General features: G+C 49.5%; 9 protein-coding genes. 7 read left to right on the forward strand and 2 right to left on the reverse strand.

The genetic code is table 11. The annotated features are described in order from the left end of the window. The first annotated feature begins 167 nt into the window (after positions 1-167). Positions 168-4,547 (forward strand): putative Ig domain-containing protein, encoded by a 4,380-nt coding sequence (locus MHM95_RS04190; protein WP_239384375.1) that lies wholly within the window; start codon positions 168-170, stop codon positions 4,545-4,547. A 268-nt stretch (positions 4,548-4,815) separates the two neighbouring features. Here MHM95_RS04190 and MHM95_RS04195 read toward each other — a convergent pair whose 3' ends face one another. Continuing rightward, positions 4,816-6,162 carry a PLP-dependent aminotransferase family protein gene (locus MHM95_RS04195; protein ID WP_239384377.1) on the reverse strand — a complete coding sequence of 449 codons (1,347 nt, stop codon included), beginning with the start codon at positions 6,160-6,162 and terminating at the stop codon, positions 4,816-4,818. 158 nt (positions 6,163-6,320) lie between these two features. Between MHM95_RS04195 and MHM95_RS04200 the strand changes: the two genes are divergently transcribed. From MHM95_RS04200 to MHM95_RS04225, 6 genes are all read left to right on the forward strand, one after another. Continuing rightward, positions 6,321-6,917: a LysE family translocator gene (locus MHM95_RS04200; RefSeq protein WP_239384378.1), complete on the forward strand. Its 597-nt coding sequence runs from the start codon at positions 6,321-6,323 to the stop codon at positions 6,915-6,917. Between the two features lie 308 nt (positions 6,918-7,225). Beyond that, positions 7,226-8,413: an HlyD family efflux transporter periplasmic adaptor subunit gene (locus MHM95_RS04205; RefSeq protein ID WP_239384380.1), complete on the forward strand. Its 1,188-nt coding sequence runs from the start codon at positions 7,226-7,228 to the stop codon at positions 8,411-8,413. 12 nt (positions 8,414-8,425) lie between these two features. Next, a complete protein-coding gene (locus MHM95_RS04210; RefSeq protein ID WP_235418428.1) occupies positions 8,426-9,157 on the forward strand; it encodes an ABC transporter ATP-binding protein in 732 nt (243 codons plus the stop codon). Next, positions 9,154-11,583: an ABC transporter permease gene (locus MHM95_RS04215; RefSeq protein WP_239384382.1), complete on the forward strand. Its 2,430-nt coding sequence runs from the start codon at positions 9,154-9,156 to the stop codon at positions 11,581-11,583. The genes MHM95_RS04210 and MHM95_RS04215 overlap by 4 nt, the downstream gene beginning before the upstream one ends. Positions 11,584-11,630: 47 nt before the next feature. Continuing rightward, positions 11,631-12,941 (forward strand): sigma-54 dependent transcriptional regulator, encoded by a 1,311-nt coding sequence (locus MHM95_RS04220; protein WP_239384383.1) that lies wholly within the window; start codon positions 11,631-11,633, stop codon positions 12,939-12,941. Then, positions 12,941-14,215: an ATP-binding protein gene (locus MHM95_RS04225; RefSeq protein WP_239384385.1), complete on the forward strand. Its 1,275-nt coding sequence runs from the start codon at positions 12,941-12,943 to the stop codon at positions 14,213-14,215. The genes MHM95_RS04220 and MHM95_RS04225 overlap by 1 nt, the downstream gene beginning before the upstream one ends. Here MHM95_RS04225 and MHM95_RS04230 read toward each other — a convergent pair. Beyond that, positions 14,202-15,074, reverse strand: coding sequence for a cyclase family protein (locus MHM95_RS04230; protein WP_239384386.1), 873 nt, complete (start codon positions 15,072-15,074; stop codon positions 14,202-14,204). The two genes, MHM95_RS04225 and MHM95_RS04230, sit on opposite strands and share 14 nt — an antisense overlap. Positions 15,075-15,215: the final 141 nt, after the last annotated feature.

Raw genomic sequence — 15,215 nt, forward strand, 5'->3', positions numbered from 1 at the left:
GCTGCCCTTTTTTCAACCAAAAAGTAGTAAGTAGTTGTAAAATAACTGCTTGTTAAGCATATACTTTAGTATTGGTTTATTGCAAAAAAGGTAAAACCTTTTGACTATAGAGTCATAACTCTATTCAATACATTTCCTTTTTTTGGAACTTTGAATTGGATTAAGTTGTGAACATAACAATTAAAACAACATTCTTTGTCCTTGCTTTAATAACACTTGCGGGCTGTGGCAGTGGCGATAGTGAGCCCAGCGCAGAACCAACTCCTCCGCCAGAGGAAAATACCGAGCAAGGTGGTAATAATACGGCAGTAATAGAAAAATCATTGCGCCTCAATGACGCCCAAGTCGGGGTCCAATATACGCAAAAAATCGCCTTCCAATTACCTGGCGCTGTGTATCAATATGAAGTGGAATCCCTGCCCAGCTGGGCCACGTTTAACGAGGCCACTAAGGTGCTCTCGGGCACGCCACAAGCCGCTAGCAAAGAACAGGTAGTGATAAATGTGAGTGCCGATGACAACCGTTGGCGCTTCAGTGGTTATCTACAAGTGCAAGCTGCTCAGCCTGTTAACACTGAGACTTTGAATTTGGCAGGAGCCATGACTAATGAGCCGTATTCCTATCAGCTCACTTTAGATTTACCCGAGGGGCAATACACTTATAGTGCAGAGCAATTGCCTGACTGGTTAAGTTTCGATTCGCAAAAACTTACGCTCAGTGGCACGGCTACTAGCAACGAACTAACTCAATTCGTGATTGTCGCAGAGGGCACTCAGGCTACGTGGCGGTTTGAATCGACCTTGCCAGTACGCACTCTAATCGCTAAGCCAATGGCGTTTGCCAGTGGTTTAATCGGCGCGACTTATGAGCAACAGCTGACCTTTGATTTACCCCAAAGCGACTATACATTTAGTGCCGAGACGCTACCAAATTGGCTATCTTTTTCTGAGCAAACACACACTCTCAAAGGCGTTCCGCGCAATGAAGGCCTGTATAACGTTGTTATCGATGCCACCGACCACGCCCATATTTGGCGTCTCTCAGGGGTTATCCCGATTCAACCTCATGGCGATAACGCAGCCACCATCATTACCCTTGCTAACGGCATCAAAAATGAACCTTACTCACACCTCTTGGATCTTGCGTTACCTGCAGGAAACTATGACTACCAGGTCACGAGCAAGCCGCAATGGTTGCAATTTAACACCTCAGAACAGCGCTTGTCCGGCACGCCGACCTCTGCGGGCGTTTTTGTATTTGCCCTTAATGCGTATCAAAATGAACAGACCTTCTCGTTCAAGGGTGTAATTCAAGTGACTGAAGCTCAGTCGATGGCACTGACTCTGCCCTCTGCCTCGGTGGGAGCAGATTATGAGCATACCATTTCAGCTTCTTTGCCTGAGGGTGATTACACTTATACAGCAAAAACACTGCCTTCTTGGGCATCGTTCGATCCCGCCTCGTTGCGCCTGTCCGGGGTTGTTAGCAATAGTAGCAGTCAAGATGTGGTTATCTACGCCAGCAATGGCCTACAGGCATGGCGTCTATACGGTGAAATAGATGTCTCTGGAACAACCACAGTGCTTAACAAACCGCTTGCTCTACCCATGGCTGATGAAGGGCAGGCTTACAGTCATACCGTTGATTTTCAACTGCCATCAGCGCAGTACAGCTATGAGCTTGAGCAAGCGCCGGGGTGGCTTAATTTTAATGCGCAAACGCAGGTGTTATCTGGTGTGCCATTAAGTGCGGGCAATAGCCCTGTTGCGATTCGCGTCACCGGCGATGGCAAAGTTTACCTGTATCGCGGTGAGCTGCAGGTAAAAGCGAAAGCCGATACAATCAACAAGCCCTTAAACTTACCTTCGGGCATTACGACAGCGGCGTATTACGCACAGGTAAACTACGCACTACCCAGTGGCGACTACAGCTATGAAGTGCTAAACATCCCCTCTTGGCTAAGCTATGACCCCCAACATCACACGGTGACGGGCAAACCAACCCACCCTGGGGTGTTTAACATCGAAATAAAAGTGGCCTCTGACGAGCAGCAATGGCTGTTTAGCGGCGAGATAGTAATTGAAGATCACAATACCTACCTAAGCCGCGATGTTATCGATTTCTATGCTCGCGATTACAGTTACCAGCCTCGCCAGCTTCGGGATGATCTAAGTGGTGAGCTGGCAGCAGAAATTCAATTTGTGCAGTCACATGCGGTCGCACCTAACAACAATTATCAGCGCAACAGCAGTGATGAAACACTGTCTCGGTACATGCCGAGTGTGGTTGCTCAGCGTGAGGCGTTGATACTTTTTTTACCACATGATGGCGAAAACATTGACGGTGTCAGCGCCAAAATAGCCTTAGATGGTCAAGCCGTTTTAGACCTTGATTTGAATCACCCCAACACCTTGCCTCGCGCTGATTTTCAAGGCGGTGACGGTGTCGCCTATTCCACTAATGCTTGGTGGGCCATTTTACCTTGGCAGCATGTTAGAAATGGACTCTCTATTGAGTTCTCCTCCGGGCAAGCTTCAGGCACTCTGAGCGCGGACAGTATTGATATCGCCGATGCTTCGCACATGGTATTTAAAAGTATTCGCTTGGGGATGCTGACATACTACGATGAAAGCAATGGTCATTGGACACTGCGCGATCCTATTTCTGCTGCCACCGACTATTTTCAAACGCTGCCTATCTCCAGTCTCGTGCTCGCTAGCTACGACGGCCAAGAACTGGATAAAGTGATCATTCGCGATGGGACCATTTATGACAAAGAGCGTGATGTGTCGAGTGCTGTTGAGGGCGGCATTTACTCCGGTGATATGCGTGGCGATGTTGCAAAATCTCAAGTCAGCGTGGGCATAAATATGGCCGATTATGGCTATACCAGCAACAGCATGAACCAACGCTACAGCCATGTGTTCAAGCAAATCACCAATCATCACGCATGGGGGCAATACACTAACGGACGTATCAAACACGGCTTAAGTGGCGGTAACGGAATTGGCACTCTTGTTTCCTCATGGGGCAATGAGGCCAGCCATGAATGGGGCCACGCTTATGGCTTGGGCCACTACCCTGGGCAAGGACTGACCACCGATGGACGCTGGGCTGTGCATCACAGTGACAGTGGCTGGGGATGGATAGCTCATCGCAAACGTATGCGTGCCAATATCACGGCTATTAATAGCGATAATACCTTTGGCTTTCATAAAGACGCCATGTCTGGCGGGTGGGAGAATTCGCCTTTCTCTGTGTATACCTATTACACCGGATTTACGGCTCGTATTATTCAAAATAATGTCGCTGGCTTCCCTGTACCGGATGCTAGCTACGAGTCTGGCTATAAAAAGTGGGATAGTGACAGCGGTGCTTACACACAGCACATTTCCTCACATCCAGCGCCTGTAAAAGTAGGAGTCCCGGTGGCGACGATTCTTGGGGGGTACGATCCCGATGGCAATAACGCTCTCATCTACCCAGTGTTTCATGGCAATTACGGTAATATATACGATTTACCAGCGCCCGATTTGAGTGCTAGCGACGATCAATGCTGGGTGAGTGTCAGTAATGCGGCCGGTGAGCAGCGGCAGATCAAAGTATCAGCAACACGCCATGCGAGTAATTCCATCAACCAATTGCACTTTAATGTAGAGGCGCAATTTAAGCCCACCCAAGCGGTGCTCACTTGCCGCAGAGATGGCACTGATGTAGAACTCACCCGCACTCAGTTCAACGGGCTTATTCCTGAATTACCGGTCGTTGCCCAAGTTGGTCAAGAACACGGCTTTAAGCAATTGAAAGATCGCGAGTTCGAAGAAATCGAGGCCGAGCTACAGGCGCTAAGCGAGGATGCCAGCTTCTTACCTGCCCGTGTTGCCTATAAAGTGGCAAGCTATGAACTAACGGAGCTATTACCTAATTTGAGTGAGTCTAGCCGTGCCAAGTTAACACGTATTCATAACTTGGAAGCAGCGGTGCAAGGCCTGCGCGCGCTCATTGCCCATGCCCAAGCTCAAGGGTTAGACGCATCGACCTTCAAGCAACGCGTGCTGACGCACTTGTTAGCCGAAGGGTTGAGCGATAGCAGTGACCTGACATTATCAGGCAGTGAGATACATGGTAATAACTACTTTTTTAGTCACGATGGTAACGCAGGAAGCAATGTGCAGTTAGTTGCCCGCACTGACGATAATCAAGGCCAACGCACGCAATGGGTCTTTAATGATTTAGGTCGCCTGCATCCAATCGCTACGCCTTGGCTATGCGCCGAGCAGGTGGGTAGTGGTGTCAATCTAACATCATGCTCAACCAGCAATACCGCCCAACAGTGGCTATTTAATGCAACCAACCCTTGGGTTATTAAAAACGCCTCAACCAGTAAGTGCTTGGACTTTGATCGCACCAACATCAAGCTGATTCCTTACGGGTGCCATGGCGGTTGGAACCAGAAATGGTATAACTTGAGCTTCAATAGTGAGCTGTGGCTCTCTTTATTAAATGCCAATGAGCTCAAAGTGTTGCATGAGCTGTTATTAAACTAGGTATTACACAAAAAAGGAGCATTGGCTCCTTTTTCTTCTTTAAAACAGCACAACTGCCCGCTAAGGCTTTCAATTTAGAAGGCACCAAGAGCGCTCAGCGCTGAAATCGCCCAAAAAGCCTCTTCATTTCTATGTTGAAAATCTATAGATAACCCTGCTTCGCGCTTGGGTAATGGAAAGGGGGTTTACAGTTTATCGCTCTCAGCATACTCCCACCTTAAAGCATACGGATTTCGCGCGTCATATCTACCGAACTCTCATTGTGCGGCTAACACACACAGGAGCGCACGATTTCTAACCCTGCACGCAACTCATCGCGGGTTTTTGGCCCGGTCAGCGAAAGTCGAATAGCATTAGCCTGGCCATAACCGCCAACGCAAAACTGTTGTCCCGAGCGTACCCTCACTCCGAGCTCATATAATTGTTTAGTGACCTGCTCGGCTTGATGCTGTGGCGGTAGTGTTAACCAATAATTGAAGCCCTGGATAACATGATCTGCAGGGCGCTCTAGATGTTGCGTTAGAATCCGGTAGCGAGCCCGCAGTTCCATCGCAATGTGGTTATCAACTTCCTCCATGGCACCGCTACATAGCCAGCGGCAAATAAGATCGATAAGTATCGGACTGACATGCATACACGTGGAGCGAAGTGCTTTTAATAGCGGCACCCGTAAATTAGCTGGCAACACTAAATAGCCGACACGAACACCACCGGCAAAGTATTTAGAGAAGCTGCCAACATAAACAGTAATATCAGGCGCTATGCTAGCGAGCGGCAGCTGCCGCTGTTCAGGTGGGCAGTACATCACGCCATCTTCAATGATCAATACATCAAAGCGCCGGCAAATATCAATTATTTCCAGACGACGTTGCGCACTAAGTTGCACCGCCGTTGGGTTTTGAACATTAGCAGTAAGGTATAGCAATCGTGGCCGATGACGCTGACATTGCAGTAATAAATCCTCTGCTACCAAGCCCTGCTCGTCTATCGCCACGGGCTGAAGGCGGCGCTCTAGTTGCGCACAACTATGAATAAACTCTCCATAGCATAACCCCTCAGTGAGCACCGTATCGCCACTGCGAGTCAAAGCTTGGAGGATAACGCTTAAACCATGCTGGCCGCCATATGTCCATTGCACCCGCTCTGGCGTCAACTTGCTATGCCAACGCTGATTAAGCCACTGTCGCAAGGTATCACTGTGGCCGCACAAACCATCGGCACTGAAATAATCCAAGATGGCTGATTGTGCTTGTGGTTGTCCCAGCATCTGCTGCAAAGCGTTATGTAGGTGCTGCTGTTGACTGACGATCAGTGGTCGGCACAGCGACAGATCAATGCCCTGCTGAGAATCAAGGGGATGGTAATAGCTATCAGCACTATGTGCTTCCTTAACATAAGTACCGCTGCCCACGACTGACAACGTTTTGCCTAATAAAGACAGCTCCTGATAAGCGCGCGTGACCGTGCCTACGGTAACCCCTAATTGGTAAGAAAGGATACGCTGTGAGGGAAGCTTAGTTCCCGCTTTGATTTCACCGTTATCAATCATATCCGCGTAGGCTTCAGCCAACGCTTTATATTTTGGGCCCTTGCGCCCATGCAATTGCGGGAGCACCCTGCCTCCAATGTTACCCAGACACTTTTATTAACTAACAAGAATATGTGAGGGCTGCGTTAAAGTGAATAGTTTAAATGTCATGGTGACGCATCAATGCTCTCTCTTTGCGTAAAAAATTGCTTAGCATAGGCTCGTTCACCCATACAGGAGCCGCTATGACCTTAACCGTTATGTTTTCTTTAGCCCTATTTACGCTTTTTGTTGCTATCACGCCAGGACCCAATAACCTGTTGCTCGCCGGCTCTGGCGCCCAGTTTGGGATACGTAAAACCGTGTCACATTTAATAGGCATTCGCTTGGGTCTGAGTGTCATGCTGCTAGTATGCGCCAGCGGTTTCAGTTCCATCCTAACAACAAGCCCCATACTGGCTGCCACACTAAAATATCTAGGGCTGGGGTATATGCTCTGGCTGGCTTTGGCAATGCTGCGTCACCAAGAGATAGGCCACACACCTAACAATAGCAGTCCATTTTCTGTAACCCAGGCGGCGTTATTCCAATGTGTAAATATCAAGTCCTGGACTGCCAGTATGACCGTCATTGCAGGCTTTAGCCAAAGCACTCACTATTGGCTGTCAGTCGCGTGTATTATCACCCTATTTATCATCGTCGGGCTGTTCGCTAATCTTTGTTGGGTGTGGCTCGGTAAAAAGGCTGCGGCCCTACTGACGACCGTAAAGCGTACACGAATCTTTTACGCCACCTTGTGCGTTCTGACCATTATGAGCATGGTGCCCTTGGTTGTAACCTAATATATCGACATAGCTAACTGAATAACCAGTATATTACGGTGCAGCGGCTGCACGAAGCTAAAGCCGCTCACTCGCTCCCTTTGATGAGTCACTCTATTCCCACTTTTACTATTGCGCTCTCCCACAGGCGGGAAAAACCAGCGCCACATATATAAAATACTTATATATTTCATAGTGTTAAAAACTGGCATAGCTTTCGCTAAAGGCTAGGTATCGAATTCATTAACCTGTTGTCACCTATGGACATCAAGCATAGCTTAGCGAAAAACAAAACCTCCTCGCGCCGGCCTTTAATCTATGGGACAGCCTTGGCTGTTCTGATCATCATAACGGCGAGTATCGGCTTTTCATGGCGCAGCCAAAGTATTGATCTCAATGCCCTGACGCTTGCCACCGTGCAGCAAGGCCCTCTCAATACGCAGGTATCGGGGTATGGCGAATTGCGCTCTAAATACACACGGTTTTTAACCGCCAACCACCAAGCCCAAGTTGAGCAGGTGGTATTACGCCCCGGCGCACGCGTCACCAAAGACGATGTTATTTTACGCCTTAGCAACCCGAGCTTGGAGCAGCAATTAAACCGAGCCCGTCTTGCTTTAGCACGACAACGAGCCAACTTTGAGGCATTAAAGCTTGCCCAGCAAAGCGAGCAACTTACTGCCCAAGGTAACCTCACCTTGCTAAAAAGCGAGCTCGCCGGAGCCAAGTTGCGCGCCCAAGCTGAAGGTCAACTCATAGCCGAGGGCATCGTCTCGATGCTTGATCATAAGCGCTCGCAGCTACGCGTTGCGCAGCTGAGTGAGCGGGTAGCGTTGAGCGAACAACAAATGCAGCAGATGCAGGCTTTACATCAAAAGCGCTTAGATGTTGAGAGTGAATTGGTTGAGGAGTTTAGTTTAGCCTTTGCCAGTGCCCAAGCCGATGTCGACAAATTGCAGGTGCGTGCCGGCATCAATGGCATGCTGCAACAACTGCAGGTGGAACAAGGTCAATCGGTTCAAGTGGGCGCACCGCTGGCCGTGGTTGGCAGTGAACATGAATTGCTAGCCGATTTGCTGGTCAACGAGCGCGATGCCAGTCAGATCGTGGTCGGCCAGCAGGCGATCATCGATACCTTTACGGATACAGTAGCTGCACAGGTCAGCCGCATCGACCCTATTGTCCGTGACGGCCGCGTTGCCATCGAGCTGGAGCTGGCAGCGGATTTACCTAGCAACGCCCGCCCAGCGTTGACCATCGAAGGCGAGATCATCACCGATACCTTAGAGCATGCTCGGCACTTGCGCCGCCCCAGTTATGTCGATGCCGAGCAAAGGCGTCCGTTATTTATCGTTGACCCCGCCGCAAATCAATTAGTCCAAGCCGAGCTGGAGTTTGGTAAACTCGCAGGAGACAGCATAGAGCTGCGCAGCGCGTTGCCTGCTGGCACTCAAGTTGTGATTTCGGATATGGGCGAATACATGCACTTACAAAAACTAACAACCGTTTCCCATTAACAGGATGTCATTATGCAAACCAAGCCAATCATTGAATTACAACAAGTGTCGAAGGTATACACCAGCGACGATGTCGAAACCCATGCGCTACGCAATATCGACCTCAAAATCTATAAAGGCGATTATGTTGCCATCAGTGGCCCTTCTGGCTGTGGCAAATCCACCCTATTGAGTCTAATGGGGCTGCTCGATGATATTAGCGCTGGCCGCTATTACATTGAGGGCGTGGATACCCAAAGCCTCGATATGGATACCCAAGCCGAACTAAGAAACTTGCATATAGGGTTCATTTTTCAATCGTTTAACCTTATTGATGAGCTGAGTGTCTTTGCCAATGTGGCTTTACCCTTGCAGTACCGCGAGCCGGCCTTAAGTAAAGATGAAATACGCCAACGTGTGGAGCACGCGCTCGCCCAAGTGGAGATCAGCCACCGCTCTGGGCACCGCCCAAACCAACTCAGTGGTGGTCAGCAGCAGCGTGTCGCCATCGCTCGGGCGCTGGCGGGCACACCCAGTATCTTGCTGGTCGATGAGCCAACCGGCAACCTCGATTCTAAAAATGGCGATGCGGTAATGGCTTTGTTGAGCGAGCTAAACCAGCAAGGCACCACCATATGCATGGTCACCCACGACCCCCGCTATGCCGGTTACGCCAAAAAACAAATCAAATTACTCGATGGCGAAATGATGCATCGTGATGCAGGCCTGAGCAGTGAGGCCAATACCGAGCTGGAGGCCGTATGATGACCCGCTTACGCATGCATTTACATATGGCTCTGCTGTCGCTGCGCCAAACGCCCGGTTTTGTTGCTGCGGTAGTCGCAACCTTAGCCATCACTCTGGCGTGTTTTTTCGTGGTGATGAGCTTATTCAGTAGCTATTTTGTGGCGCCCCTCAATGTTGAACAAGAATCACGTTTAGTCATTGTCGAGCAAGACAATATCTACCCGGATTACAACAGCCCGGGGTTTCAAAGTTTTCAATCGGTGCTGCATTGGTATGAAACACAAACCTCCTTTAGCCGCCAGGCCTTAGTGAACTCCGGTGAAGATGTCATCAGTAACCTGCCAGGGGAGCCACGTATCGCCATCACCTATGCCAGTGACGGCTACTTTGAGCTGTTTCGTGTGCCTTTAGCATTAGGACAGCATATGAGCCGACAACAGCGTGTGCAGGAGCCGCTGGATGAAGTGCTGATCTCTTATGACTTTTGGCAACGTTATTACGGCGGCGATGACAATGTGATTGGCCAAACCTTGGTGAAGCTAGACAAGCACTATCGCATTGTCGGTGTGGTTGCCAAAAACTACCAAGATCCCTATATGTTCAACCGGGGTGACAATCAGCTGTGGTTCAAGTTTAGCGCCGATGCGCGCTACTTTAACGATGACAACCCAAGCGCTTGGTGGAACCTATTTCGGGGTATGAAACTAGTGGGCGTGCTTAAACCTGGGGCCACCAAAGCTTCAACTGAAGCCGAGCTTTACCAAAATATTCAGGAAATTAAAGCGCAGTGGAAAGAGGAGTTTGATGAACTGGATGACCTCAAACCCATTGTCACTCCCTTTCGCCAAGCCGAGTTGGGCGACAACGACGATTTGGCGATTATGCTCCTTGCCGGAGTCACAGGGTTAGTGCTTATTGCGCTGTTAAATGTCAGCAATTTATTCATTGCCCGCGCCGTAGCCAAACATAAAACACTGGCATTGCAAGCGGTGTTAGGGGCTAAACGTAAAACCCTCTTTGCCAGTATTTTAAGTGAAACCTTCGTGCTTATGGCCTCCGCCGTAGCCATCGCCTTATTTATCGCCGCCTGGGGCGTGAAGCTCTTTAAGTGGGTGAGCAGCGGGCATTTGCCACTGGTTCACACCGTCGGCATTGATATTACCGTGGTTTCCAGCGCACTGATTCTCTGCATCTTATTGGCCTTGCTCTTTGCTTGGATCACCAGTCGCCTGATTAACTTTAAGCAGTTACGCTCACAGGTACAGTCCTCTGGTAAAGGGGCGGTCAGCCAAGTCAGCATGCGCACCGTAAAATGGATGATTGCTATTCAGCTGTTCCTCGCCACCAGTTTAGTGATAACGGCGACCATGGTGCTGCACAAAAGTGTGGAAACATTGCAGCGGCCACTGGGTAGCCGAGTTGATAACATTTACCAAGTGATGGTGTTTATCGAAAAAAATCGGGATGAGCTCAGCAAACGCTACGATGATTTACAAAAATTCCTTCACGCCGCAGAGCAAATTCCCGGAGTCAAAGCAGTTGCACACGGGCAAAGCCCAGTTGATAGAGGCAAACGCGCCAGCACCATTACCGATATGTCCGGCAAAGGCTCTATTTTCATCCCGCAAACTTGGGTTGGCCAAGATTACTTCGAATTTACCGGGTTGAAAATTATCGAGGGCCGTAATTTTAGTGAGGCGGCTATTCGCGGCGAAAAGCATGAGTTCTTGGTCACCAAGGCAGTGAATGATTTGCTTAAGCCGGAAGGCTCACTGATTGGCGAGAAGTTTTACAGCTTCGACCCTGACAACCCAGTAGAAGTGGTTGGCATCACCGAAAACTTTAACCACCCCAAGTTCTATGATGAGGACCTAGGACGGCATTTATGGTGGCCTGCTCAGCCTTATGGCTTTGCGATCATGATAGAGATGCAGCCCGGCCAGCAGCTGCAAAGAGAAACAGTATTTCAAGCCATGCAGCAGGTCAGTAACCGTGCCGGCATATGGACTTTTAAGTCTTTAGAGGAGCAATACGCAGCCATCACTCATTTAGACAAAGTGACCTTGATGCTGTGCACTGCACTGGGCATATTTACCCTGTTGCTCGCCGGTATCGGTATTTATGGGGTGCTCAGTTATAACCTCAGATTACGTCGCTATGAACTGGGTATGCGCATGGCCTTAGGTGCCAAACGTAAATTGTTATATCGTCAACTTATTAAGGATACTATTATGCCGTTGGTTGCTGCATTTTTATTGGCCCTGGGAGTATCCTTGGGCGGTTACATCCTATTTCAACAGTCGGTGATGCTGTGGCTGTCTCTCAATCCGCTGTGGTTGCTTTTCGTCAGCGCTGCAATTATCGTTTTCGCACTGGCTTCGGTCATCTGGCCCATGCGACAACTAATACACGACAAGCCCATGGCGGCATTAAAACAACAATAAAGAATCAGGGGGCCCTGCGCCCCTTAGTTATTAGGAATACCCTGTACATGGCACGTATACTTATAATTGACGATCAGAGCGATGTGCGCCTAAGCGCCCGCATTGCGCTTGAGAGTGATAATCACCACTGCATAGAGGCTGACTCTCCCACAGCCGCGCTCAGCCAGCTTAACCGCCATCAGGTTGATTTAGTCTTACTGGACATGAATTTCACCAAGGACACCACCTCTGGCAAAGAAGGCTTGGCCTTTCTCGATAGCTTACGGCAATGTTCTCGGCGCATCGCAGTGGTGGTGATCACCGCCTATGCCAATGTCGAATTAGCCGTCAAAGCAATGCAATTAGGGGCTTGTGATTTTGTTGAAAAACCCTGGCAAAACCGCCGTTTAGTCAATGCTGTACGCAAGCATTTGCCTCATGACAATAGCGAGGCCAATGACCGCTTTCTGGCCTTTTCAAAAAAGGCGCAAACCTTGATTGAAAACGCCAAGCGTATTGCTGCAACCAACGCCAATGTACTCATTACCGGTGAGAATGGCACCGGTAAAAGTATGCTGGCCAAGCTCATCCACCAGCATAGCGATAAAGCTGATGCGCCCTTTGTCAGCGTCAATATGGCCGCTATCCCGGAGAACCTCTTCGAAAGTGAGTTATTCGGCCACAGTAAAGGCGCGTTCACCGATGCCAAAGAAGCGCGTACCGGGCGCTTTACCCTGGCGCAATCGGGCACTTTGTTTTTAGATGAAATAGGCACCTTGCCCCTGGCGCTGCAAGCGAAGTTATTACGGGTATTAGAAAGTGGCGAATACGAAGTGCTTGGCAGCTCCACCACCTTGCACAGCGATGCGCGGGTGATCTCTGCCACTAATGCAGATTTACAAGCAGCCATTGCTGGCGGTGATTTTCGCCAAGACCTACTGTACCGACTCAATACCTTGGTCCTTACTTTGCCGCCGCTGCGCCAACGCAGTGACGAGCTCGCCAGCCTTGCCGAGCATTTTATTCGCATCCACTGCCAGCGTTACCAGCTGCCTGTAAAAACCTTAAACCGCTGTGCCCTAGACAAACTTAGCGCCTATCAGTGGCCAGGAAACATGCGCGAGCTCTCACATGTGTTGGAGCGCAGTGTGATCATGAGCGACGCTGATAGCCTCAGCGCTGAGCATATCGCCTTGCAACCTCACCAAGATATTGATTCGAGCCTGCCGCTAATGAACTTAGAGGAAGCGGAAAAACGCATGATCAGCAATGCCATCGCTCATTTTGACGGTAATGTAGTCGCCGCCGGTGAGTTTTTAGGGTTGAGCAAATCCGCCATGTACCGACGCTTAGATAAATATCAGCTGGGCAACCAATAATGGCGCGCTCAAGCTCTTTAGAGCGACGCTTTATCATCCTTGCAGCCATCCCGCTAGGCACCCTATTGGCGCTGTTATTGGCCATAGGTGTTTACCTGCAATTGGATACACTGAGCCAAGTAACGCTGCTATTGTTGGTTTTAGGTCCCTGTATTTGGGCACTCTGTAGTTTGTACCAAACCGTGTTTGACGCTTTTGATAGCGTCGCGGTGCAGCTAGACAGCCTCGCGAATGAGGAATTTACAGTGTGGCATTTTGCCCGGTATCGACATGGGCGCATTTATGCTCTGAAAGAGGATTTGCGCCGTATTGCTACCCGCATTAGTAATAAGCGTGCAGAATACGCGCACCACGAAAGCTTTGTGTTTGACTTGGTAAACGAGCTGCACTCGCCGGTGGTGGTGCTTGATGGCCATGCTCAGGTGTATCATGCCAACCCAGCGGCATTAGCTCACTATCATCAAGACTCACTGCTAGGTGTAGCGACCAAAGAGCTTGGCTTATATCGTCATCAGCATCAATGGCAGTTGCATCAAGGGCAGCATCAAACACGCTACAAAATTGACTGTCATAGCCTAAAGCGAGGCGCTCGTCATTATCAACTTTTGGTCTATGTGTCGATTGAACAGCCCCTAAGAAGCACCGAAAAAGAGGCCTGGCAAAAGCTGGTCAAAGTACTGAATCATGAAGTGCGTAACTCGCTGACGCCAATTTATTCGTTAACCCAGTCGCTGCGCGAGCAGCAACAGGCGCACTCATTGCAAGCGCAAATGCTTGAGGTGATAGAAAAACGCGCGCAACATCTACTCAACTTTGTTGCCAGTTATTCAAAGCTATCGCAGCTGCCACAACCGCAACTGCAAGCGATACCAATCACCGAGCTGGTTAGCCGCTTACAGGTGCTGCTGCCGCACATAGACATTGACTGCCAAAGCCACACCGGCCGTTTATTAATCGACCCAGAGCAACTGGAGCAAGCGTTGCTTAATTTGGTGCGTAATGCCGAGCAGGCCAATACCCTTAGCGGCACCGAAGGCATACGCTTAGCGATTAGTAAGCACAACCAGTGGCAACTCAAGCTGTATGATAATGGCCCTGGCATAGATAATCCCGATAACCTATTTGTGCCATTTTACTCCACCAAAACCCAAGGCACTGGCATTGGATTAGTATTGAGTAGAGAGATAATTAGAGCGCAAGGCGGTGAGTTAACACTTACCAACCACCCTCAAGGAGGGGCGTTAGCGCAAATATGTTTACCTAAGGCAAAATAGCAAAAGCGTTCACCGCCATTCCCGTAGCTCCACGAACACGAGGCGGGTTTAGCACCAACATAAACTCATTGCTTTTGCCCTTTGCAAGCGCCTCGCTGAGCGCTTCTAAGTTAAGGTTTTCAACAATATAAATACCATGTTGTGCGAGTAAAATGCGGTGTGCGGGAAAACGCGTTCCACTCTCAGGCACCACCTCGAAACTCAGTTGATCAGAGCCTGCTAAGAATACGTGTTGCTTTGCTAGCCACTGTGCCGCACTCTGCCCTGGGCCAGGGCGAGGCCCGAGGTAAGTTGCATTGTCAGTATTAAAAAACTGGCCAAAACCGGTGCGGATCAACACCGACATCCCAGCTTTAATGCGAACCTGTTGTGCTTTGGCTGTATCCTGCAAATCCTGTACGGTAATTTCATATCCGCCAGGTAAGTGTGACACCCCTTTAAAACGCGCCACATCAAGTAACGCTGCACGATTCAGTAAGCGCTCGCGAGGATATTGCTCAATGCCAAGTTCCTTAAGGCCCCGAGCGCCATCGATAGCATCGGTGCTGATGCCACCATAGGCCTGGCCGTTGTGGCCAATATGGCCAATGGCATCAAGGTTGGGCGCGCCATGCTGGCCGCTAAAATACATAATGTCGGCGGCAAAAGAGAGCTCGGGGATCATCCCTTGGGTATCTTGATGATTATCCATCAGCGCCAACGCATAAGGAGGATTAAAACTCAAAAGCGGTGAGTTATGATCCCACACATGATTGAGCTCAATAATGCGTGCTTTGGATAAACTCTCCAATAACTTAGCTTGGGCACCTAAACCGCTGTGAGTAAACATCAATGCAGCGAGTAACAGTATATATTTCATAGCGTTTCCCTGTTGTGATTGTGACATCCTGCTTGAGTATAGGCCAAAGCAAGAGCAACATGAGCGACTGTGCAGCTCCTTTTCCCCATTATGGTTAAACATGGTACATTAGCGGGCGTTTTTTCGCTCACGTACTCATTC

This window comes from Pseudoalteromonas sp. CnMc7-15 (genome assembly GCF_022347925.1).
Taxonomy (GTDB): domain Bacteria; phylum Pseudomonadota; class Gammaproteobacteria; order Enterobacterales; family Alteromonadaceae; genus Pseudoalteromonas; species Pseudoalteromonas ruthenica.